The organism is Micromonospora sp. NPDC002717 (assembly GCF_040295705.1).
Taxonomy (GTDB): domain Bacteria; phylum Actinomycetota; class Actinomycetes; order Mycobacteriales; family Micromonosporaceae; genus Micromonospora.
Genome location: NZ_JBEOVW010000031.1, coordinates 41323 through 62962 on the forward strand (window position 1 = coordinate 41323; position 21640 = coordinate 62962).

Annotated in this window: 19 protein-coding genes; 8 read left to right on the top strand and 11 right to left on the bottom strand. The window is 74.3% G+C overall.

Translation table 11 applies throughout. The features are described from left to right. Positions 1 to 5: 5 nt before the first annotated feature. Genes ABT006_RS29830 through ABT006_RS29870 form a run of 9 tightly spaced genes read right to left on the bottom strand, consistent with a single transcriptional unit; the run spans position 6 to position 10654 of the window. Complete coding sequence (locus ABT006_RS29830; RefSeq protein ID WP_350711770.1) at positions 6 to 2252, bottom strand: phage tail protein; 2247 nt, start codon at positions 2250 to 2252, stop codon at positions 6 to 8. After that, a complete protein-coding gene (locus ABT006_RS29835) occupies positions 2249 to 4741 on the bottom strand; it encodes a hypothetical protein (protein ID WP_350711772.1) in 2493 nt (830 codons plus the stop codon). The genes ABT006_RS29830 and ABT006_RS29835 overlap by 4 nt, the downstream gene beginning before the upstream one ends. Beyond that, positions 4738 to 7329, bottom strand: coding sequence for a baseplate J/gp47 family protein (locus ABT006_RS29840; protein ID WP_350711773.1), 2592 nt, complete (start codon positions 7327 to 7329; stop codon positions 4738 to 4740). Before ABT006_RS29840 ends, ABT006_RS29835 begins: the two co-directional genes overlap by 4 nt. After that, entirely contained in the window at positions 7326 to 7700 is a 375-nt protein-coding gene (locus tag ABT006_RS29845) for a GPW/gp25 family protein (protein WP_350711775.1), read from the bottom strand. Before ABT006_RS29845 ends, ABT006_RS29840 begins: the two co-directional genes overlap by 4 nt. Beyond that, on the bottom strand, positions 7701 to 8021 hold the full coding sequence (locus ABT006_RS29850) for a hypothetical protein (RefSeq protein WP_350711777.1): 321 nt from the start codon (positions 8019 to 8021) through the stop codon (positions 7701 to 7703). Beyond that, positions 8018 to 8515, bottom strand: a complete 498-nt coding sequence (locus ABT006_RS29855) for a phage baseplate assembly protein V (RefSeq protein WP_350711778.1) — start codon at positions 8513 to 8515, stop codon at positions 8018 to 8020. The genes ABT006_RS29850 and ABT006_RS29855 overlap by 4 nt, the downstream gene beginning before the upstream one ends. 40 nt (positions 8516 to 8555) lie before the next feature. Further along, complete coding sequence (locus tag ABT006_RS29860) at positions 8556 to 9689, bottom strand: hypothetical protein (RefSeq protein WP_350711780.1); 1134 nt, start codon at positions 9687 to 9689, stop codon at positions 8556 to 8558. 1 nt (position 9690) lies between these two features. After that, complete coding sequence (locus ABT006_RS29865) at positions 9691 to 9957, bottom strand: LysM peptidoglycan-binding domain-containing protein (RefSeq protein WP_350711782.1); 267 nt, start codon at positions 9955 to 9957, stop codon at positions 9691 to 9693. A 43-nt stretch (positions 9958 to 10000) separates the two neighbouring features. Further along, on the bottom strand, positions 10001 to 10654 hold the full coding sequence (locus ABT006_RS29870; protein WP_350711784.1) for a hypothetical protein: 654 nt from the start codon (positions 10652 to 10654) through the stop codon (positions 10001 to 10003). 207 nt (positions 10655 to 10861) lie between these two features. Here ABT006_RS29870 and ABT006_RS29875 point away from each other — a divergent pair, with 207 nt between their 5' ends. After that, a complete protein-coding gene (locus ABT006_RS29875; protein WP_350711786.1) occupies positions 10862 to 11644 on the top strand; it encodes an AfsR/SARP family transcriptional regulator in 783 nt (260 codons plus the stop codon). Positions 11645 to 11677: 33 nt separating this feature from the next. Here the strand turns inward: ABT006_RS29875 and ABT006_RS29880 are convergent, their stop codons facing one another. Further along, on the bottom strand, positions 11678 to 12937 hold the full coding sequence (locus ABT006_RS29880) for a Gfo/Idh/MocA family protein (RefSeq protein WP_350711788.1): 1260 nt from the start codon (positions 12935 to 12937) through the stop codon (positions 11678 to 11680). A gap of 149 nt (positions 12938 to 13086) precedes the next feature. Here ABT006_RS29880 and ABT006_RS29885 point away from each other — a divergent pair, with 149 nt between their 5' ends. From ABT006_RS29885 to ABT006_RS29915, 7 genes are all read left to right on the top strand, one after another. Continuing rightward, positions 13087 to 14328 carry an ABC transporter substrate-binding protein gene (locus ABT006_RS29885; RefSeq protein WP_350711790.1) on the top strand — a complete coding sequence of 414 codons (1242 nt, stop codon included), beginning with the start codon at positions 13087 to 13089 and terminating at the stop codon, positions 14326 to 14328. Between the two features lie 62 nt (positions 14329 to 14390). Then, positions 14391 to 15296 carry a carbohydrate ABC transporter permease gene (locus ABT006_RS29890; RefSeq protein WP_350711791.1) on the top strand — a complete coding sequence of 302 codons (906 nt, stop codon included), beginning with the start codon at positions 14391 to 14393 and terminating at the stop codon, positions 15294 to 15296. After that, positions 15293 to 16195, top strand: coding sequence for a carbohydrate ABC transporter permease (locus ABT006_RS29895; protein ID WP_350711793.1), 903 nt, complete (start codon positions 15293 to 15295; stop codon positions 16193 to 16195). The genes ABT006_RS29890 and ABT006_RS29895 overlap by 4 nt, the downstream gene beginning before the upstream one ends. Continuing rightward, the gene (locus tag ABT006_RS29900) at positions 16192 to 17196 is read left to right on the top strand and encodes a hydroxyacid dehydrogenase (protein WP_350711795.1); all 1005 of its coding nucleotides are present in this window, start codon (positions 16192 to 16194) and stop codon (positions 17194 to 17196) included. Before ABT006_RS29895 ends, ABT006_RS29900 begins: the two co-directional genes overlap by 4 nt. Before the next feature lie 55 nt (positions 17197 to 17251). Further along, positions 17252 to 18133 (top strand): Gfo/Idh/MocA family protein, encoded by an 882-nt coding sequence (locus tag ABT006_RS29905; RefSeq protein ID WP_350711797.1) that lies wholly within the window; start codon positions 17252 to 17254, stop codon positions 18131 to 18133. Positions 18134 to 18226: 93 nt separating this feature from the next. Next, entirely contained in the window at positions 18227 to 19243 is a 1017-nt protein-coding gene (locus ABT006_RS29910) for an NAD-dependent epimerase/dehydratase family protein (protein ID WP_350711799.1), read from the top strand. Positions 19244 to 19251: 8 nt separating this feature from the next. Beyond that, positions 19252 to 20307: a dihydrodipicolinate synthase family protein gene (locus ABT006_RS29915; protein ID WP_350711801.1), complete on the top strand. Its 1056-nt coding sequence runs from the start codon at positions 19252 to 19254 to the stop codon at positions 20305 to 20307. An 89-nt stretch (positions 20308 to 20396) separates the two neighbouring features. Here the strand turns inward: ABT006_RS29915 and ABT006_RS29920 are convergent, their stop codons facing one another. Further along, a complete protein-coding gene (locus ABT006_RS29920; protein ID WP_350711802.1) occupies positions 20397 to 21617 on the bottom strand; it encodes a hypothetical protein in 1221 nt (406 codons plus the stop codon). Positions 21618 to 21640 lie beyond the last annotated feature (23 nt).

The following is a 21640-nucleotide window of genomic DNA, read 5'->3' on the forward strand; positions in this document are numbered from 1 at the left end:
GTGGTTCAGCTCCCGAAGACTCCGAGGTCCAGTCCGGCCGGTGCGTGCGGCGCGAGGTGCTGTCGGGCCGCTGCGCGCCGCAGCGGCCGGCCCAGGTGGTGGTGCACACCCATCTCGGATCCGTCCTCACCACCTTCGGCGAGGACGGTCGGGCAGTCGCGGGCCAGTGCCAGGTACATGGGCGAACCCGGGTCCAACGCGGCGTACACCGGCGGGCCGGCCGTGCCGGTGTCGTCCGGCGGGTGGCAACGGAACCGCTGCGGACCGCGGGAGCCCGGGCCGGCGTAGCAGTAGCGCAGGCAGCCGACCTGCCGGTGCTCGGTGGTGAGGCGCCCGTCGAACAGGCAGTTGCCGGCGTCGACCGACCGCACCGACGCCGTGCCGCGGATGGTGCTGCCCTCGATCGACAGATGCGCGCCGACCGCGGAGAGCGCCACGCCGTCCCCGGTGCCGGTCGCGTCCGCGACGCACTCGCTCACTGCCAGCAACGGCACGACGGGCGCCAGCCGGACCGACCCGACGACGCTGCGGACCAGGCTCACCCGCAGGTCGCGGTGGCCGCCGGCCGGGTCGTCGGCCACCGTGAGGCGCCCGGTGAGGGTGCACTGGGAGACGGTCAGCGCGGTGAGCGCGCCGGGTGCGACGGTGACGTCACCCTCGACCAGGAAACCGTCCAACACCAGGCTGCTGCCGGCACCGCCGGTCACCCGCAGGCCGCCGCGCAGGTGCGGGCGCAGGCCGTCGGGCACGTAGACGCCCGGCGTCGGGTGCGGCACGCCCTCCGACCGTCCGCTGTCCGGCCATGCCGCCGCGACCAGCACCAGCCGGGTGGCGGCCGGGATCCGGACGTCCAGGTCGCCGGGGTAGGTGGCGTTGTCCCCGACCGACACCACGTACGTCGCGCCCACCGCCTGACCGGCGTCGGTGCTCCACGCCTGCTCCGCGCGGGCCAGCGCGTCGGTGACCGCCGGGACGGCCAGCACGGAGGCGGTGGCGTCCGAGCACACGGCGACCTGGCCGGCGACCTCCCGGCGACCCCGGTACGGATCGGCGGCGAGCACCCGTGCGTGCACGTCCGAACGTTCGTAGGTGCCCGCGCCGATGTCGGCCAGTCCCCCGTGGTGGTAGCGGACGAAGACCTCGTCGGGCGCCGCCGCCTGCCCGTCCCGGTAGACCCGCAGCCGGCCCTCGACGGCGTCCACACTCACCTGCGTACCGGCCACCGGGGCCAGCTCCTCCAGGCCGGCGACCCGTAGCCGCTCGGGTGGCAGCGGGTCACCGGTGCGCCCGACCCGCACCCCGATCGGCAGGGTCTCCGGGCCGCCGGCCCCGCCGCGGGCCGCGGTCAGCATGGCCAACAGCCGGCGGGGCCGCAGCGGCACCGGCAGGTGTTCCTCCCGCGTGAGGCGGTCCGCCCCGTCGCCGGCCGGCGACGCGGCGAACAACGGGGTTCGGCGGCCGAGCGGGTCGATCCGGTACTCGTCCCCGACGAGCCGGGCCTGCGACCAGAGCGACGGTCGGGTGCTCCGGTCGGGGTCGCCGGAGCCACCGGCAGGGTCACCGCCGCCCGCCGGGGGACCGACGCGGTAGGTGCGCAGCGGGAAGAGGAACACCCCGACGCGGGCGAGGCCGTGCCGGCCCCGGCCGCCGGCGGTGTCGCGCACCTGCGGGGTACGGGCCAGCGGGTCGAGCGCCCCGCCGGTCGGGTCGATCAGCTCCGGGGCGGGTGGTGTCCGGTCGCGCCGCAGATCGTGCCGGGCACCGACGAGGTCCAACCGGGCCGCGCCGCGCAGCGAGGCGACCGCGGGGCGGTCCGGCCGGACGTCGGCGAGGTGGGCGGTCGTGGTCAGCAGCCGGAAGTACTCGACGGCGACGGCCGGCCAGCCGGAGGCGTCCCGGGCGACCTGCTCCAGCACTGTGAGGGTGCCCTTGCGCCGGTGCCGGGAGACGGCGTTGGCGACCAGGGCCCTGCGGTTGCCGTCGACGCCGGGGCCGGCCGGCAGCGGCTCCGCCAGGCCCACCAGGTCGGCGAGGTGGGGCAACGTCCGGGCGGTGCAGGTCTCCGCGAACCAGTCGTCGTAGAGGTCCGCCAGGTCGCCTTCCAGCACGTCCAGGTCGACGGCGACCGCGGACAGCAGCGCCCGCAGGACGCCTCCCGCCTGCTCGTCCAGGCCGCGCAGGTGGTCGGGGAGCAGGGCCAGCAACCGCTCGGTCGTCCCGGTGGCCTCGGGGGCTCCGATGGGTACGTTCACCGCGCCATCGCCTCGATCCGTACCTCTTCCGGAACCAGGTGCGGCAGCTGGGCCGGCCGGATCTGCCGGCCGTCCCAGTGGGCCGGCAGCGGCACCAGCACGTCGTCAGCGGTGCCGGTCGGGTTCGCTGGGCCGACCGGCACCAGACGCGGCATCGTGCACGCGACGACGCCGGCGACGGCGCGGACGACCATCAGCACCGCCGACGCCGTGACCGGGGCGTCGAAGTCGGTCTGCGCGGCGCCGAACCGCCGTCGCAGCGCCGCGGCCACCTCGTCACGGACCACGGGCCACCGGTGGCCGGGGTCGGGCTGCACCTCGACGCGCACCCCGAACCGCACCACGTCCGCGCAGCGCAGGAGCAGCGGCGGCTCCGGCGGGCGGCGCCCGGCCAGCGCGGCGGCGAGGTCGGCCAGCAGACCGTCGCTGACGGGGGCCGCCCCGACCCCGACCAGCGAGAGGACGATCCGGTCCCGGTGGCCGTCCGAAACCAGGTCGGCGCGGGCACCACCGACTCCGGCGAAGCCGCGCGCCAGGTCGGCGTGGTCGGCCACGGACACGGCCCGGTCGAGCACGCGGGTCCGCACCGGGACGGTGCGCCGGGTGTCGGCGAGCGACTCCGGTGGCCCCCAGTCGTGGGAGGGAGCCGGGTTGGTCACCTCGCGGATGCCGAGCGGTCGCCGCAACAGCAGGCTGACCTGGCCGGCGTCCACCGCGCCGTCGGCTCCCATCCCCACCCGGTAGGTCGCGACGAGGTTCTCGACCCCGGTCGGCGGTCGCGCCCCCTTGACCCCGTCGCCGAAGACCACGACGGCCGTGCCGTCGGCGTTCTCCCGCACCAGGTAGACCCGATCCTGCGGCCCCGCCGTGGCCAGCGACGGCACCTGCGTCCACGCCACGCCGTTCACCTCGAGGGTGAACGTGCTGACCGCGCCCTGCGCCGTGGGTGCCCGTACGTGGGTGAGCGGGCCCCGCCGGGTGGCCACCTGGGCGAACGGGCTCTGCCCGTCCCCGCTGCCGAGCACCTGGGTGACGGTCTCGCCGTGGTCGGCGGTGACCACGTTGCCCAGGACCCGCACGCTGTCCGGGGCGTACGTGCCGACGAGTTCGCGGTCGAACACGACGCTCATCCGCCGGCCGTCGGGCCGGACCTCGCAGCCGAGGATCGTGGCGGTTTCGACCCGTTCGGTGCCGGTGGCCAGGTCGAAGCCCCGCAGCTGGACGAGGCGACCGGGGGGCGGCGTCGGGTCGGTGGGCACGAGGTCCACCTCCCGGCCGGCGACCGGAACGGTCCGGGGGCGCCACCGGGCGGGCAGTTCCACCGGCAGGTAGTGCACCAGGGTCCTGCGGCGGTCGAACGGCGGCGGCGGTCGGTCGTCGGTGGTGATCCGCACCCGGGTGATCCGACCGCTGATGCCGTACCCGGTGGCGGCGGAGGGGACCACGGACACCGCGCGGTAGACCGCGCGGAGCCCGGGCTGCTCCAGCAGCAGCAGGGAGCCGGGCAGCAGCCGAGGGTGGTCGCCGTCGAGTTCGAGCACGTCGGCGGCGTCCGCGAACACGTCCGAGTCGTCCCGCCGGCCGTTGCCGGCGTCCGCCGGCGCACCGCCGAGCAGGGCCGCGTCCGGCGCGTTCCAGCCGAAGAGCGGGCTGTTCTCGGTGAGGACGTGCACCGTGGCCTCCCCGGCGGGGGCGGGATCGTCGGGGGCCGGATCGTCGGGGTCGTCGCGCGGCTCCTCGCGTGGGAGCAGCTCCAGCCGGGTCCAGCCCGGGTGGCCGTCGGGATCGGTGGCGACGGCGGCCACCACCCGGACCTCGTGCTGCGGGGGGTCGGCGTCCGCCGCCGGCCGCCCGCCGTCCGTGACCGGTGGGTCGGCGACGAGCAGCACCGGGTCGCCCGGGCGTACGTCCGCAGCGGCGCCGGAAACCCACAGCTCGGTCGCTCCGAAGGACGGCCGTTGCGGCTCGGTCGCCACAGCGGGTATCTCGTTCCACACCGTCTGGGCATCGAGCGTGCTGTCCGTCTCGAAGACCTGGGGCTGCTGACCCTGGCGTGGAACGGTCTGCACGGGGGTGCCCGGCGGCACCGTGACGACGGCCGGCACGCCCGGGGCGTCCTCCACGTCGAATGCCAGCTCGACCTGCGCGGACACGCCGGGCGCCAGTTCGTGCCCGAAGGCCCGGGCCAGTTCCCGCACCGACCGGGGCTCGGTCGCGGTACGCAGAAATCCCTCCCGCGCGATGCGGGCGGTGTAGAAGGCGACAGTGTCCGAGACCACCGCCCAGCTGTCCAGCAACGCGATCAGCGGGTCCTCGGCGGGTCGTCGGGCCAGCGCGCGTACCGGTGCGGGCTGCGACTCGTCCGCCAGCTTGGCCCGCATCCGCGCCAGGGCCGCGGCGTGGCTGGACGAGGGCTGGCGGAGTTCGACCGGGTCGGGCCCTCCGGAGCCCGGCGGGCAGGTGGCCCCGGCCCCGCGCGTTCCGGTCACGAGCCACCCCGCAGCACCACGTCGAGGCAGCCCCCGTCCGGTGTGTCCGGGGTGCTGCCGCAGCGCAGCACCTCCCCGCCGTCGGCGTCGAGGCGGCCCCGGGCGATCGCCGCGAGCATCTCGGCGTCGCCGGCACCGCGCCGGCCGAACCGCTCGACCCGCACCGAGGTGACCGCGGGGACGGACATGGCCGCGGCGACCAGGTCGCTCAGGAACAGGGTCCGCGTCACCGACAGGTTCTCCGGGTGCAGCGGACCGCGACCGCCGTCGGGGAGCAGTCGGGCGGTCAGCATCTCCCGTACCTGCCGTTCGGTCGCCGACCGGGGCTGTCCGGGCGCCAGGCAGCACACCAGACGGATGTCGAGCGGCACCGTCACGACCGGCGCGAGCGCGACGTCCACGCCGGCCATCCGTCTCGTCTCCAGCCTGCGGGCCACCCGGGCGAGGACCGCGCGGTCCGCCGCCGCGGTCGGGGCGGGTTGCACGGTGACCTGCTCGACGTACCACGAGCCCACCCATCGCCGTCGGGCCACCGCCCGCCGCACCGCGCGGTCCTCGACCGCGCAGGCCGCGTGGTCCGCGGACGTCACGGCGCGGAGCTGCCGGCCGATGGCGTACGGCGCCAGCTCCCGGACCTCCGCCAGGGGTTGCGGGTCCGTACCGCCGGCGGCCGGCAGGGGATTGGTGACGACCGCCGGCGGCCCCGACCCGGCGCCGGGTGTCTGGCGGAGTTTGCGTAGGACGTCGACTCCCACGTTGCCGCGGGTGCCACCACCGAGGCGGTACCGGGCGGCGAAGGCGGTCCCGGGGTGGGGACGCAGCCCGCCGGGGCGGCCGCCGAAGCGCAGCACGGTCCATCCGTCCGGTTCCGGTTCCACCACGAACACCGGGGCGGTCGGCCCACTGCTGAGCAGGTCGGCGCGCGGCCACCACGCCCGTACGCCGTCGTGCAGGCTCACCTGGGCCACGGCGCGGGTCGGATCGGGGCGCAGCGCGGCCGTGGCGCTCTCCCAGCCGGCGGTGTCGCCGCTGCCGTCGACGGGGACGGGGCCGGTCGGGTCGGCCCAGGCGAGGCCGGGGTGCGGCAGCTGCGGCCGGTAGTCGCCGCGCGGCGGCACCCGGGGCGGATCGAGGTCGGCGTGGGTGGTCAGCCCGTGGTCGGCGAGTACGACGTTGGCCAGGGCGACCGCCGTCACCTCCGACCCGGCCGGGCCGGGCCGGGAGACCCGCAGCGGCCCGGGCAGCGCGTCGTCGGTGTGCCAGCGCAGCTCCAGCACGCTCGGGCAGGCGGCGAGGCGATCGGTGTGCCGTACCGGGTCGGCGTTCAGGCGTACCGCGTACCGCCGGGTGGGGTCGGCTGCGGTCAGGCCGGCCAGCGGGTCGGCGGTCAGGTCGGCGGCCGGGTCGGACTCGGCGAGGACGACGACGTCGCCGGCGCGCAGCTCCGGCTCGACGCCGACTGGCACGCGGACGAAGGCCGAGGTGGCGCCGGCCGGCAGGTGGTGCCCGGGGGTCCCCCAGTCGTGCAGGTCCAGACGGTTGCGGGCCGGTGTGAGGCGGATCGGCGAGCAGGTCTCGAAGACGACCGGTTCGTCGTCGGGCGACTGCCCGGCGGCCGGGTCGACCGCGCTGCCGGCAGCCGCGCTGGCGTCCGTGACGGCGGTGCCGGCCGGCAGCAGGACGGTCGTGCCGGTGGCGAACGCGAGCCAGGTGCGGGCGGCGCATCCTTCGTGCACGCGGTAGTCGATGAGTCGCGCGTGCCGGCGCACCGAGGTGCGTCGCCGTGCGGTGCCCAGGTACGCCTCGCCGGCGATGGCGTCCTGCCGGTAGGCCAGCCGGTCCCCGAGGTAGGCGAACAGCTCCAGCAGGGTGACGCCGATGTCGGCCGGGGAACGGTCGGTCCAGGCGGGCAGCAGCACCGCCATCCGGTCCAGCAGTCTGGTCCGCAGCGCCTGGTAGTCCCGGGCGAGGTAGTCCGGCAGGGGAGACCCGGCGGGTGCCGGCGGGTCGGCGTCGGCGGGTGGGCGGCAGTCGACCGTGGCCGGGCCGTCGACGGCGAACCGGAAGGACACCCGCGTGAGCGGTTCGTCGAACTCCGCGGTGGCCGGGCCGAGCAGCCGCAGCACGTACGCCGAGTCGTCACCGCCGGTCGAGGTGCGCACGACGAGGACCCTGGATCGGGACGCCTCCGGTATCGCGGCGCCCACCAGCGCCCGGTCGCCCCGCGTGACGCCGGGGGGCGGGTCGTCCTGTGCCGAGGCGCCGACGACGGCGGTGGCCGGGTACGCCCACTCGACCGGCACGGGGTCGGCACGCACCCCGCCCGTGATCACCACCTGAGGGTCGCCCGGCCCGGTGCCCAGCCCCTCGGGGACCGACCCCCGGAGCAGGTGCACCGCGAGGGTCCGGCGCTGGGGGGCGTCGGGAACGTGGTCGGGCGCGTCCGCCCGGTTCGCCAGCACCTCGACGAAGTCGATGCCGTCGAGGGCCGGCGCGTCCCGGCTTGCCACCAGGGCCAGCCGGATGTCGCGGTCGATCCGGATGTCGGGCGGGTCGGTCGTCGCCAGTGGCTCGTGCGTGGTGGTCATCCCGCCTCCGGCCGGGTGAGGCGGACGACCCGGGGCTCGCCGACGGCGGTCCCGTGGCGCAGCGGGGCGTAGACGATCAGCACCGTCAGGACGGCGTCGACGGTCTCGACCGTGACCTGTTCGACCCGGATGAGGTCGCCGAGCCACCGTTGCAGCGCGGCCTGCACCAGGGCGTGCGTGGTACGCGCCAGTTCGTCGCCGCCGGGGGCGAAGACCAGCCGGTCCACGCCGGCGCCGAAGTCGGGCCGGTTCACCCGTTCCCCGTACCGGGTGAACAGCACCGTCTCGACCAGGCCCCGCAGGTACTCGTCGTCGTCGACGGCGCTCAGCCGGCCGTGCCGGTCGAGGCGCAGGGGGAAGCCCAGGTGCACTCAGACCACCCGGACCCGGTTCTGCGTCGTCAGGACCAGCAGCGGCGCGCCGGTGGGGACGCAGGTCGCGGTGCCTCCCTGCACGACCAGTGGCCGGCCGAGGCTGAACACCCGGGCGCTGCCCGTCGTCCACGCGGCGGCGACGCACGGGCCGCCGGCGCTGGCGGGCAGGGGACAACCAGCGACCGTCCAGGTTCCGGTCAGGGCGTAGGTGACCCGGCCGGACACGGTGACCCTGGGGTTCGGGGCCGTCGACAGTGCCTCGCCGCCGTGCGCGCAGCGGACCGTGGCCCCCTGTTGAACGACGAATCGGGACGTCACTTCACCTCCAGTGCGCCGTTGTTCACCGAGACCGAGGCGGGGGTCAACTTCACGCTGGCGGCGCCGATCGACAGCTCGATGCCCGCCGCCGTGCAGGAGATCCTCATGGTCGTGGTGGTCACCGGCCGGCCGACCTCGATCGTCAGGCCGCCTAGCCTCGGCACGTCGCTCAGCGTGATCGAGACCCCCTCGGTCTTCCAGGTCCTGACGAGAGGATTGGCGGGGGCGACCGGCGCTTCCCCGACCGCCCAGAAGCATCCGGCGAGAATCGGCAGGTCCGGGTCGCCGGCCTCGAACTCGACCCAGACGTGCGCCCCGACCGGCGGCACCGCGAACAGGCCGACGCCCCGGCCGGCGTACGGGACGCAAGGCTCCGCCCAGCAGTGGCGGGTCTCGCCCAGCACCGCCGGCACGCTGACCTGGACACGCCCGCGACCCAGCGGGTCCTGGTTCGCGGTGACCCGTCCGCGGTACTTGCCGTAGAACGGGGTCATCGCCGCCCCGCCCACTCGGCCCGGCCCGGTGCCCCGGCGGTCACGGGCGCACCGCCGGAGCCAGCGACCCGTAGCCGTCGCGGGCCAGCGTGAACCGTTGCGTGTAGAAGCCCGGCCCCAACTCGTGGTCGACCCGGCGGACGTACCACAGGCCGTCGTGGGACCAGCCCGCGCCGCGTACCCCCACCACGGCTCGCGGGCGCAGCACGTCGCCGTAGCGCGCCCCGTCCAGCTCGCCCTCGGCGGTGACCGCGTCGACGCCGCGGTCGACCTCCGCCTGGGCGCGGCCCAGGCCGGCGACCGGGCTGACGCCGCTGAGCCGGATTCGGCGCCGCCGGATCGAGCCCTGGTGCGCGGCCCACAACGGGCGGGCGGCCAGCGGCGGGCGGGTGCTGACGGCGGCGGCCAGTGGCAGTCGCGTTCCGCTGCGGGGTTCCTGGAGGTCGCCGTCCATCGCCACCACCGACAGCGCGTCGGTCCGGAACCGCAGGGACCGTACGTTCGCCTCGGAGCCGGGCCCGGCGGTCAGGGCACGCTGCGGTGCTCCGGAATGTACCGGTCCCCAGTAGAAGGTGCTCGTGCCCGGCACCGGTCCGGGGCGGACGTGCGCGACGTAGCCGTGCTGGCGGGCCAGCGCCGTCAGGTGCGCGAGGTCGGTGCCGTGCTGGGTCGGCACCCGCTCGACGGGCAGCGGCGGGTCGGCGGTGCGTGGTGGCACCACGTCGGCGGCGATGCCGTCGACGGCGTAGCGGGCGAGGATCGCGTGCACCTGCTGGTAGTGGTCGAGCCCCGGATGGTCGGTGTCGACCTCCTCCCGGTCGAGCAGGTAGGAGACGTCCTCGCCGAGGACGGTGAGGGTGGTGGCGGCCGTCTCCGCGCCGGGGGTGAAGTCGACGGAGGTCACGATCCCGTCGACCAGCACCCGCGACACGGCCCCGAACGTCACGACCACGCTCACCCGGGCGAACGGCGTGATCGGCGCCCGTTGCAGCACGGGCGTGTCCAGGGCGGCGCCCGGGCCGGACCGTCCGGCGTCGAAGGTGAGCGTGAAGCCGGAGCGGTCGTTCTCGCGTTCGCTGACCACGACCGAACGCAGGCGGGAGGTGAGTTCCGGCGGCAGCGGTACGGGCAGGACGGGTCCGGCGAAGACCCGCAGCAGAGTCGATGCCGGCATGTCACATCCCCGGCATGGGGATGACCAGCAGGCGGCCTTCGGCGCCCGGGGCGACCAGCTCGTCGGGATCGAGCGCGGCGTTGGCGTCGGCGATCTGCCAGAACGCCAACGGATCGCCGAGGTGCCGGTGGCTGAGCAGGTCGAGCCGGTCGCCGGAGACCACCTGGTGCACCGCGACGGCGCGGGCGGCCGGCAGGACCGGCAGGAGCCGGGTGCGCAGGCACGCGACGGCGCGCCGACCGCCGACGTCGTCCAGCATCGTGGTCACGGTCGTCTCCACGTCGTCGTACCGACCCGTTCCGCCCAGCACGTCAGGCCCCCGGCAGACCACTCGACGCCGCCGCGGCGCCCGTGCGGCCCACGCCCGCCATGAGTTCCTTCGCCACCTGGTGCACGAGGAAGAGCGCGTAGCCGGGGTCTGTCACCGGCAGGTCGTGGTACGAGAGCACCCGGGCGGACAGGTCGACGGAGGCTCTCGTGGGGAACAGTTCGGGGTCGAACGCCTGCTCGACGATGCTGATGCCCTCGATCCGCACCGGGAGGGCCCGGCCCGGACCCCAGACCAGCAAAGTCAGCGGGCCCTGCGCCGGCAGGATCTCTATCGCGCCGGTGAGCAGCAGCGCCGCGTTCTCGATCATCCGGCTGCTGGGAGGATAGAGCAGCAGCTCCAGTGCGGCGAGGTGCGGCATGACGCCCATCGCCGCGGCGACCTCGTCGCCGTTGGCGAGCTGGTCCGCCGCGTCGACCTCGAGGGTCAGTGAGATGGTCTCCACCGGGGCCCCGGAGAGACGGTGCGGGTCGGCCGGGCCGGCGGCGGGCGAGTCGGGGCCGCCGCGCGGGCGGACCGTCCGCGTGACCTGGTCAGGGTTGTACTGGAAGACGATGGGCCGGGTTGCCGGGGCGCCCAGGTCGACCGCGACGACGGCACCGTGCAGGGTGCGCGGACTCCCCGGGAAGCTGGTCATGGGCGCCAGCATGAGCCCCGGTCATCAACCGCTCGTCACGACCGCGTCACACCGGCGGGTGGAGGCCGGGTGTCGCCCGTGGCGCGTGGCGCCGCCGGGTGGCCCGGTCGAGGTTCCGGGTAACCGCCGACCGAGGGGACACTTGTCGGATATAAAGTGCGTTATCTCCGGTTTGGCCGGAAATTATCCGAGTTGAGGAGTTGGCGCATGCCGCACAGCCTGGTCGATCGCGCCGTCGGCGGGCCGGGCGCACGGCGGAGCGCCGGGGCCGTTCCGCCGTCGCCGGTCTCGGTCACCCTGTTCGGCTGTTTCCGCCTGGTTGTCGGGGGCGAGGACGTCGCGCTGCCCCTCGGGGTGCAACGGCTGGTCGCGCTGCTCGCCCTGCGCGGGCGGGCGGGCCGCAGCCGGCTGGCAGGCCAGCTCTGGCCCGATACCGAGGAGGACCGGGCGCTGGCGAGCCTGCGGACCGCCATGTGGCGCGCCAACCGGGCCGTTCCCGGTCTCGTGGCGGGCGTCGGGCCGTCCCTGGACCTCGGCCCCGCCGTGACCGTGGACGTCCGTGACCTGGTGCGCGTGGCCCGACGGCTGACCGAGGGGGGCCGGCCGGGGCCCGAGGCGATGACCTGCCTGCCGGACAACGACGCCGAACTCCTCCCCGACTGGGACGACGAGTGGCTCGTCGACGAGCGGGAGCGGATGCGGCAACTGTGCCTGCACGTCCAGGAGGCCTTCGCCGACCACCTGGCTGCCGAAGGGCACTTCGGTCTGGCGCTGGAGGTGGCGTTCGCCGTGCTCCGCCACGACGCCCTGCGGGAGAGCGCCCACCGGTCGGTGATCCGGATCCATCTGGCCGAGGGCAACGTCAGCGAGGCGCGACGGGCGTACGCCACCTGCCAACGGGTGCTGCGGCAGGAACTGGGCATCCCGCCGAGCCCGGCGACAGCGCGCATGCTGGCGCTGCCGCCGGACCGTGGCGTGCTCAGGGCGTAGGAGGAGGCGCCGGGGGCGTGCGGCGCCCCCGGGTCAGCCGGCGGGCGCGAGTGCCACCGGGGCGCCGCCGGCGAGCCGGCTGCGTTCGGCGGCGAACGCCATCCGGTGGCTGTCCAGGGACTCCTGCGGACCCGAGCGCATCCGGGACCGGTCGCCGGTGGCCACCGCCTCCACGAAGGCCGCCATCAGCGCCATGTCGCCGCCGCCGTGACCGGAGCCGGCGTCCGCCCCGCCGCCCCGGGTGTCGGTGGTGACGGTCTCGCCCGTGACGAAGTCGGTGACGGCGACCTGTTCGCCGTCGCCCTCCAGGTAGCCGTGGGTGCCCATGATCCGGGTGCGCCGGTGCCCGCCGGGGGTGAAGGCGCTCATGGTGAGGGTGGCGGTCGCGCCGCCGGCGAACGAGACGGTCACGCTCTGGTGGTCGGCGACGTCGTTCCCGCCGCCGTAGACGCACCGGCCGTACGGTCCGTCGCGGAGCGCGGCGGCCACACCCTCCTCGGTCAGGTCGCGGGTCACCACCGCCAGCGGCCACTCGTGCCGGTCGGAATCCGCGAGACAGGCGCGGTAGAAGCGGGCGGCCGAGTACGGGCAGGTCGACTCGACCCGGCAGTCGAGGCAGCGGTCGGCGGCGCCGCGCGGCCGGTTGCCGGGGTGGAAGTGGTGCAGCGCGCCGACGCTGCTGACCCGCGTCGGGGTGTCGTCGACGACGTAGCGCAGCCAGTCCAGGTCGTGGCAGCACTTGGCGAGCAGGCTGCTGGAGGATTCCTCGGCGCGGCGCCAGTTGCCGCGGACGTAGGAGTGCGCGAAGTGCCACCAGCCGACCGGCTCCAGGTGCTCCACGCCGACGATCCGGCCCAGCGCCCCGCTGTCGACGTACCGCTTCACCGCGTCGGTGTAGCGGGTGTAGCGCAGCACGTGGCAGACGGCGAGCAGCACGCCGGTGCGCTCGGCCGCCGCGGCGACGGCCTGGCACTCGGCCTCGCTGGGTGCGATCGGCTTCTCCAGCAGGACGTGGTAGCCGAGGTCGGCGAGGCGGACGGCCGGTTCGGCGTGCTCCCGGTCCGGGGTGGCGAGGACGACGGCGTCGGCCAGTCGGGGTTGCGCGGCGAGGTCCTGCCATGATTCGAACGACGCGGACGCCGCGACGCCGTGGGCGTCGGCGAGCGCGGTGCGGTGGGCGAGCCGCGGGTCGGCGACCGCGACGACGCGGGCCCGCTCGGGGTGGCGCAGTGCGTATCCGGCGTACGTGCTGCCGCGGTTGCCGGCGCCGACGACGGCGAGGGTGACGGTCATCGGAGTCCTTCGCTATTACGGTTCTGGATCGATCTGTCCAGGTATTCACACGAACAGTAACGATGTGACCTCGGTGCATACGGGCTCTAGTATCGGCCCGGACCGTAAGTTAATGTACTGCGAACCTGACTCCCCCGGAAGGATGCGAGATGCGTGTTCGGAAGAGCCTGTCGGCCGTGGCGGTGGCGACCGTCGCCGCGCTCGCGGCTACGGGCTGTGGCGGTTCCGGCTCCGGTGACTCCGGTAAGGCGACCGTGACAATGTGGACATATCCGGCTATCTTCGACGAGGCGAAGCACCGCGCGCACTGGGACGAGACCATCAAGGCGTTCCAGGCGACCAACCCCGATATCAACGTCAAGGTCGAGATCTTCCCCTGGGCCAACCGCGACCAGGCGCTCGCCACCGCGATCGCGGGCAACAAGGGGCCGGACGTCGTCTACCTGATCCCCGACCAGCTGCCCAAGTACGCCCGCAACATCGAGCCCGTCGACAAGTACCTCGACGAGGCGACCAAGAGCGACCTGCACGCGAACGTGGTGCAGTCGGTGACCATCGACGGCAAGATGATGGGCGCCCCGATCCTCACCAGCGCCTCCACGCCGATCTGCAACAAGAAGGTCTTCGCGGCCGTCGGCGAGACGAACTACCCGACGAGCTGGAACGACCTGCTCACCCTGGCCCCGAAGTTCAAGGCCAAGGGCTACGACATCATCACGTACGCCGGTGACGCCAAGCAGACCCTGAACCAGACCTTCTACCCGCTGCTCTGGCAGGCCGGCGGCGACGTGTTCAGCCCGGACGGCAAGTCGGTCGCCTTCAACAGCGACGCCGGCAAGAAGGCGCTGAACTTCCTCAAGCAGCTCGTCGACGGCGGCTACGTCGACAAGTCCATGCTCACCACCGTCCCGCCGATCGAGCAGACCCGCGTCGCGCAGAACAAGGTCGCCTGCAGCTGGTACACGCCGGTCGCCGAGATCGAGAAGTTCTGGGGCAAGGAGAACATCCAGGTCATCCCGCACCTCACCGAGACCAAGCAGATCGGCTACGGCACCGTCGGCTCGCTGTCGATGCTGAAGACCTCCAAGGACAAGGAGGCGGCCGGCAAGTGGCTGGCCTTCGCCACCAACGCCGAGAACACCAAGAAGTACGACATCGGTGCCAGCCTCTTCTCTCCCCGGAAGTCCAGCGGTCCGCTGTACGCCAGTGACCCCGTCCTCGGGGAGCAGGAGAAGCACGTGGCCACCAGCACGGTCGGCCCGCTGCACGAGAAGGCCCGCGACGTCCAGGGCGTCCTCTCCCCGGAGATCCAGGCCGCCCTGCTCGGCAAGAAGTCCGTGGACCAGGCGCTCGAGGACGCGGCGAAGGCCGCCACTCCGCTGCTCGGCTAGTGCCGGCGCGGCTCGCGGTGGGCGCACCCCGCCCACCGCGAGCCGCCGAGAAAGGTTGTCAGATGGTTGCACTACCGGGGACCCGCCGCCCGCGCATACGCGTGCGCCGCCCCTCCGCCCGCGAGGCCGGCACGGCGCTGCTGTTCGTCCTGCCGTTCCTGCTGCTCTTCGTCGTCTTCCGGTTCGGGCCGGCGATCGCCGGGGTGGCCCTGGGCTTCACCGACTACACCATCGGTGGCGAGACGAGCTTTGTCGGGCTGGAGAACTTCCGCCGGCTCGTCGACGATCCCACGTTCTGGACGGCGCTGCGCGTCACGGTCCTGTTCACCGTGCTGTCCGTGCCGCTGTCGATGCTGGCCTCCCTCGGCATGGCGCTGCTGACCCGCCGCGCCTTCCGCGGCGCGAAGCTCTTCCGGTCCATCTTCTTCCTGCCGGTGGTGACCAGCCTGGTCCTCGCCGGCGTGGTCTTCGCCTGGGTCTTCGCCGAGGACGGGCCGTGGTCGCGGGCCATGGGCGTGATCGGCCTGCCGGCCGGCTCCTGGCTCGCCGACAGCGTGCTGGTGGTCCCCGCGCTGGTGCTGGTCTCGGTCTGGTCCCGCTTCGGCTACGGCATGCTGATCCTGCTCGCCCGGATGCAGGACATCCCGGCGGAGCTGGAGGAGGCGGCGCTGACCGACGGCGCGTCGGCGTGGCAGCGCTTCCGGTACGTGACGCTGCCCCAGCTGCGGCCCGCCCTGTTCTTCGTCGCCATCATCGAGACCACCGTGTCGTTCCAGGTCTTCGACCTGGTCTACGTGATGACCGGCGGCGGCCCCGTGCGGTCCAGCTACAGCCTGGTCTACCTGCTCTACGACCAGGGCTTCAAGTACTTCGACCTGGGCTACGCCAGCGCCGTCGGGGTCGCGCTGTTCGTGCTGACGATCATCGTGGCGCTGATCCAGCGGCTGACCCTCGGGAGGGAAGAATGACGGACACGATCACGCCACCGGCAACCGCCGTCCCCACCCCGCCGGCGTCGCCCAAGGGCGCCCGGCGGGCGTACCGGCCCGGCCGCGCCGGCAAGGGCTGGGTGGTCGGCCGCACCACGCTGCTGGTGGTCGGCGCGGCGGTCACGCTCTTCCCCTTCTACGCGATGGTCGTGCTGTCGTTCAAGCCGACCGGGCCGGTCACGTTCCCGGACAGCCTGCTGCCCTGGCCGTTCTCCACCGAGGCGTACGACCAGGTGGTCGGCGCCAAGAGCGTGCTGCGCTGGATGTGGAACACCATCATCTACTCGGTGGTGTCGGTGGTCGGCGTGCTGCTGTTCGCCTCGATGGCCGGCTACGCCTTCGCCAAGAAGCGGTTCCCGGGCAAGGAGACCATGTTCTGGTCGTTCCTGGCGATGCTGATGGTGCCGTTCCACGTCACGATGATCCCGACGTTCATCATCATCTCCGAGATGAACGGCGTGGACACGTACTGGGGCATGATCGTGCCGACCCTGGCCAACGCCCAGGCGGTGTTCCTGATGCGGCAGTTCATCGCCTCGCTGCCCGACTCGCTGTTCGAGGCGGCCCGCCTCGACGGCTGCTCCGAGTGGCGGGTGTACGTCTCGATCGTGCTGCCGCTGATCAAGCCGATCCTCGCCACGCTCGGCGTCTTCGTCTTCCTGTGGCACTGGAACGACTTCCTGTGGCCGCTCATCGTCGGGCAGAGCCTCGACATGCGTACCCTCACCACCGGCATCGCCTCGCTCCAGCAGGAGAACGTGGCGTTGAACATGCTCCTCGCCGGGTCGGTCGTGGCGTTCGTGCCGATCTTCATGGCGTACCTGATCGGACAGCGCTACTTCCAGGAGGGCGTCGCCACGACGGGCATCAAGGGATGAGCGTCATCGCGGTGGCAGCCTCGCCGGAGGTCCGCGAGCTGTTCTTCGACGCCGGCGCCTGGGCGGCGCTGGGCCGGCTGGGGGAGGTGCGGCTGCCGGCCGACGGCGCCGACGTCGGCGACGAGACCACGCTCGCCCGGCTGCTCGCCGACGCCGACGTGGTGGTCACCGGCTGGGGCACCGCGCCGCTGTCGGCGGCGGTGCTCGCCGCCGCGCCCCGGCTGCGGCTGCTCGCGCACACCGGGGCCAGCGTCAAACCCTTCGTCACCCCCGCCAGCTTCGCCCGGGGCGTCCGCGTCAGCCAGGCCGGCGAGGCGATGGCGTACGCGGTGGGGGAGCAGGCGCTCGCGCTGACCCTCGCCCTGCTGCACCAGCTGCACCGCTTCGACCACGCGCTGCGGACCGGGGTCGACTGGGCGACCGCGAAGGCGGCGCCGCCCCGGCGGGAGCTGCGCGGGGCGGCGGTCGGGGTCGTCGGGGCGTCCCGCACCGGTCGGGCGTACCTCGGCCTGGTGCGGGCGCTCGGGGCGCGGGTGCTGGTGGCCGACCCGTACCTCTCCGACGCCGAGGCCGCGACGCTCGGGGTCGAGCGGGTCGCGCTCGACGACCTGCTCGCCCGCAGCCTCGTGGTGTCCCTGCACGCGCCGGTGCTGCCGGAGACCGTCGGGATGGTCGGCGCGCGCGAGCTGGCCCTGATGCCCGACGGCGCGCTGCTGGTCAACACCGCCCGTTCGGCGCTGGTCGACGAGGCCGCGCTGCTGGCCGTGCTGCGCTCCGGGCGGATCGACGCCGCGCTGGACGTGTTCGACGCCGAGCCACTGCCGGTGGACCATCCGTTCCGGCGGCTGCCGAACGTGCTGCTGACCCCGCACGAGGCGGCCGGGACGGTCGGGTCGCGGCGGCGGGCCGCCGACATCGTCGTCGCCGAGATCGACCGGTTCCTACGCGGGGAGCAGCTGCGCCACGAGGTGCGACCGGAGCACCTCGATCGCACGGGCTGAGCGCGGCTGACCTGCCCTGGCGCGGCGGCAGCCCGGATGAGTAGCCTCTGCGCTCATGCGCATCGCCCTCGCCGGACTGGCCACCAGTCACCCCTACACCGACGCCCGCACCCTGCGTGACGACGCGGAGCTCGTGGTGTGGGAGCCCGACCCGCAGCGGCTGGCGCGGTTCCGGGCCGAGCAGCCGGACGCGGCGGTCGCGCCGGACCTGGCGGCGCTGCTGGCGACCGGCCCGGACGGCGTGGTCCTCACCGTCCCCACCTCCGACGTGCCGGAGGCGTTGGCGCAGGTGCTGGAGCGCAAGCTGCCGTGCTTCGTCAACAAGCCGGCCGCCGCGACCGTCGGGCAGCTCGACCGGTTGGAACGGGTCGTGGCGCGGGCCCCGGAGCTGGTGCTCTCCTCCTCGGTGCTGCGCTTCGCGCCGGAGTTCGTCGCGTTCGACGTGCCGCGCGACGAGGTGCTGTCGGTGCGCGCCACGGTCCGGCACGACGTCGGGATCTGGGCCACCGGCTACAACCCGTGGCAGGACGACCCGGCGGTCGGCGGGGGCACCCTGGTCATGATGGGCCTGCACGGGGTGGAGTTGCTGGTCGCGCTGCTCGGGCCGGCGGTGCGGCTGGTGGGGGCCGCCGGCACCGTGCGCCGGCACCGGGGCCTGCGCTCGGAGGACACGGGGCTGCTGGCCGTGCAGTGGGACGACGGGGTGCCCGGCACGGTGGAGGTGCTCGGGGTCAGCGAGGGCGAGGCGTACGAGGTCACCGTGCACACCGCCGCGGGGGAGCGCCGGGTGGTGCTGCGCGGCGGGGCCGACGAGTTGGGCTACCGGGCCACCATCGACGCGTTCGTCGGCATGGTCCGGGGCGCCCCGAGCCCGGTGCCGTGGGCGCAGACGCGCGCCGTCCTGGACGTTCTCACCTCGGCGCGCGCCGTGGCCTGACGATCGCCGACCCGATCCACGCGTCGGGTGCCTTGACGCCCCTCCGGCCGGAGGTTACGGTCATGACCGTTACTTCGGAAGGGGTGTGGTGGCATGCGTACGGTTGCGGACCTGGAGGAGCGGCTCTCGCGCCCGCGGGACGTCCTGGTGGACGATCTGCGAAAGCTCGACGGGGACATCCTGATCCTCGGGGCGGGCGGCAAGCTGGGGCCGAGCCTCGTGCGGCTGGCGCTGCGGGGCGTGGCGGCGGCGGGCACCGGCGCCAAGGTCATCGCCGTGTCCCGCTTCTCGGAGGCGGGGCTGGCCGACGCCCTGCGCGACGAGGGCGCGGTGGTGGTCGAGGCGGACGTCACCGACGACGCCGCGTTGGCCGCGCTGCCCGACGCGCCCAACGTGGTCTTCCTGGTCGGGGCGAAGTTCGGCACCTCGGGCCGGGAGCACGCCACCTGGGCCACCAACACCTTCCTGCCCGGGCGGATCGCCCAGCGCTTCGCCGGGTCCCGCCTGGTGGCGCTGAGCACCGGCAACGTCTACCCGCTGGTCCCGGTGACCTCCGGCGGCTGCGTCGAGCAGACCCCGGTCCAGCCGGTCGGCGAGTACGCCATGTCCTGCCTGGGCCGCGAGCGGATCCTCACCCACTTCGCGCTGCGCGACGAGACCCCGCTGGCCCTGATCCGGCTCAACTACGCCGTCGAGATGCGCTACGGCGTCCTCGTCGACGTCGCCCGCGCCGTGCACGCCGGCGAGCCCGTGGACCTCACCATGGGGCACGCCAACATCGTCTGGCAGGGCTACGCCAACGAGGTCACGCTGCGCGCCCTGCACCACACGCGGACACCGCCGTTCGTGTTGAACCTGACCGGGCCGGAGCTGGTCTCGGTCCGTCAGGTCGCCACCGCGCTCGCCGCCCGGCTGGGCCGTGAGCCGGTCTTCACCGGCACCGAGGCGCCGACCGCGCTGCTGTCCAACGCCCAGCTCTGCCACCGGCTCTTCGGCTACCCCGACGTGCCGGTCGCCGAGCTGATCGACCTGACGGCGGACTGGGTCGCCGACGGCCAACCCCTGCTCGGCAAGCCGACCGGATTCCAGCGCCGCGACGGCAACTTCTAGGAGAGACCGTGTTGACCGCATCGAGCACCCGACAGACCTCGGCCCTGGCCCGGTTCCAGCGCGGCTGCGCCATCCCCGCGCACCCGCTGGCCCTGGACGCCGACCGCAAGCTCGACGAGCGCCGGCAGCGGGCGTTGACCCGCTACTACCTGGCCTCCGGCGCGGGGGGCGTCGCCGTCGGGGTGCACACCACCCAGTTCGCCATCCACGACCCGAAGGTCGGGCTGCTCGCCCCCGTGCTGGAGTTGGCCGCCGAGACCGCGGCCGGCTCGGACGCGATCCTGGTCGCCGGCGCCTGCGGGGACACCGCCCAGGCGGTCGCCGAGGCGGAGCTGGCCGCCTCGCTCGGCTACGACATGGTGCTGCTGTCGCCGTACGCGCCGCTGGACGAGGACGCCCTCGTCGAGCGGGCCCGCGCGGTCGGCGAGGTGCTGCCGGTGATCGGCTTCTACCTGCAGCCGGCCGTCGGCGGGCGCGAGCTGTCCCGGGGCTTCTGGGCCCGGCTGGCCGCCCTCGAGTCGGTGGTCGGGATCAAGGTGGCGCCCTTCGACCGCTACCGCACCCTGGACGTGCTGCACGGCGTGGTCGCGGCCGGCCGCAACGGCGACCTGGCCCTCTACACCGGCAACGACGACCACATCCTGGCCGACCTCGTGGCGCCGCACCGGGTCGTCGTGGACGGCCGGGCCGTCGAGGTGGAGTTCGTCGGCGGGCTGCTCGGCCAGTGGGCGGTCTGGGCGAACACCGCGGTGACCCTGCTCGACGAGGCCCACCGGGCCCGCGCCGGCGACGACGCCGCGCTGCGCCGGCTGCTCACCCTCGACGGTCACCTGACCGACGCCAACGCCGCCATCTTCGACTCCGCCAACGGCTACCACGGCTGCATCCCCGGCATCCACGAGGTGCTGCGCCGGCAGGGCCTGCTGGCCGGCCGCTGGTGCCTGGACCCGGCCGAGGAGCTGTCGCCGGGGCAGATGGCCGAGCTGGACCGGGTGCACCGGGCGTACCCGCACCTGCGCGACGACGACTTCGTCGCCGAGCACCTCGACACCTGGCTCTCCTGACCGGAGCGACGCGGTAGGGAGGTCGGCGGCGCGGGACACCGTCCCCGCCGCCGACCTCGGGCCCGCCCGGGACGGGGGCGGGCGGGCCGTCAGAGGGTCAGGCGGTAGAGGGTCAGCGGGCGACCGCTGGTGCCGGAGGCGAGGTTGCCGGTCCGCTCGGCCAGGCCGGCCAGCTCCAGGCGGTGCAGCATGCGCCGCGCGGTGCGCTGCTGCACCCGCAGTTGGTCGGCGACCTCCCGGCTGGTCAGCGGCTCGTCGCCGACCGTCGTGCGCACCTCACGCAGCCGCAGCAGGGTGGGCACGGAGAGGCCGACCCGTTGGGCGATGACCGCCAGGTTCACCTCCGCCGGCGGCGGGGCCGGCGTGGTGGACTCCAGCACGATGTCGGTCTCGCCGCGCAGCGACAGCACGGCCGTGGTGGGGCCGACCCGGCGGGCCCGGCTCAGCGCGCGGCGTGCCAGGTTCTCCGCCTCGGCGGCGCTGCGGCCCAGCCCGAACCCGATCTGCACGGTCTCGTGCCGGTCGGCCAGCCGGCGCAGCATCGGCAGCGCCGTGAAGCCGCCGGTGGCGTCGTGCAGCGGCCCGCGGGTGGTGACGATGAGGTACGTGTCGGGGGCGAAGCGCGCGACGGTGCCGCCGAGCCCGGCCACCTCCTTGAGCAGCCCGTCGTCGCCGTCGGACAGGTTGGCCAGCCCGAGCGCGATCTGGGCGTCCTCCTGGGCCTGGCTGCCGACGTGCAGCAGGAGTTGGCGCAGCGCGGCGCGCACCGAGTGGTTCGACGGGGCGAGGCGGAACGCCGGCATCTCGTGGCGCAGTACCTCGTACACCGAGCTGATGCAGGTGACGGCGACGTCCGCGCCGGCCTTGCGCTGCCGGCGGTGGAAGGCGACCACGTCGTCGGAACTCAGGCCGCTGCGGTAGGGCAGCGACCGGACCCGGTCCGCGGGCAGGTCGGCCTCGCCGAAGGTGCCGGCGACGTCGGCGCCGGTGACGGTGTCGATCGACATGCGGGTGACGTCGCGGCCGTCGCGCAGCAGCCGCACGGCGGCCTGGAGCAGGGTCGCGCCCGTGTAGTCGACGAAGACCGCCGGCCGGTGCAGCAGGTTCGCCTCCCGGGCGAGGGTGTACGGCACGACGCCGGTGAACAGCCATGCCTCGACCTGGCCGGCGTGCGCCTCGACGATCGCCGGTGCCTGCGACTCGTGGTCGTAGTGCAGCCGCCGGGCGGTGACGCCGGGCTGCTCCTCGCAGGTGGCGGCCACGTCGTCGACCAGGTCGTGCGGACCGACGACCCCGATCTCAATGGTCACCGCTGCCTCCTGTCAGGGTTGCA

What these genes read in the sequence shown, in the direction of transcription:
- ABT006_RS29840 (WP_350711773.1), bottom strand. Translation starts at nt 7,329, where the DNA reads ATGACCACCACGCACGAGCCACTGGCGACGACCGACCCGCCCGACATC.
- ABT006_RS29855 (WP_350711778.1), bottom strand. Translation starts at nt 8,515, where the DNA reads ATGACCCCGTTCTACGGCAAGTACCGCGGACGGGTCACCGCGAACCAG.
- ABT006_RS29860 (WP_350711780.1), bottom strand. Translation starts at nt 9,689, where the DNA reads ATGCCGGCATCGACTCTGCTGCGGGTCTTCGCCGGACCCGTCCTGCCC.
- ABT006_RS29870 (WP_350711784.1), bottom strand. Translation starts at nt 10,654, where the DNA reads ATGACCAGCTTCCCGGGGAGTCCGCGCACCCTGCACGGTGCCGTCGTC.
- ABT006_RS29875 (WP_350711786.1), top strand. Translation starts at nt 10,862, where the DNA reads ATGCCGCACAGCCTGGTCGATCGCGCCGTCGGCGGGCCGGGCGCACGG.
- ABT006_RS29880 (WP_350711788.1), bottom strand. Translation starts at nt 12,937, where the DNA reads ATGACCGTCACCCTCGCCGTCGTCGGCGCCGGCAACCGCGGCAGCACG.
- ABT006_RS29885 (WP_350711790.1), top strand. Translation starts at nt 13,087, where the DNA reads ATGCGTGTTCGGAAGAGCCTGTCGGCCGTGGCGGTGGCGACCGTCGCC.
- ABT006_RS29890 (WP_350711791.1), top strand. Translation starts at nt 14,391, where the DNA reads ATGGTTGCACTACCGGGGACCCGCCGCCCGCGCATACGCGTGCGCCGC.
- ABT006_RS29895 (WP_350711793.1), top strand. Translation starts at nt 15,293, where the DNA reads ATGACGGACACGATCACGCCACCGGCAACCGCCGTCCCCACCCCGCCG.
- ABT006_RS29900 (WP_350711795.1), top strand. Translation starts at nt 16,192, where the DNA reads ATGAGCGTCATCGCGGTGGCAGCCTCGCCGGAGGTCCGCGAGCTGTTC.
- ABT006_RS29905 (WP_350711797.1), top strand. Translation starts at nt 17,252, where the DNA reads ATGCGCATCGCCCTCGCCGGACTGGCCACCAGTCACCCCTACACCGAC.
- ABT006_RS29910 (WP_350711799.1), top strand. Translation starts at nt 18,227, where the DNA reads ATGCGTACGGTTGCGGACCTGGAGGAGCGGCTCTCGCGCCCGCGGGAC.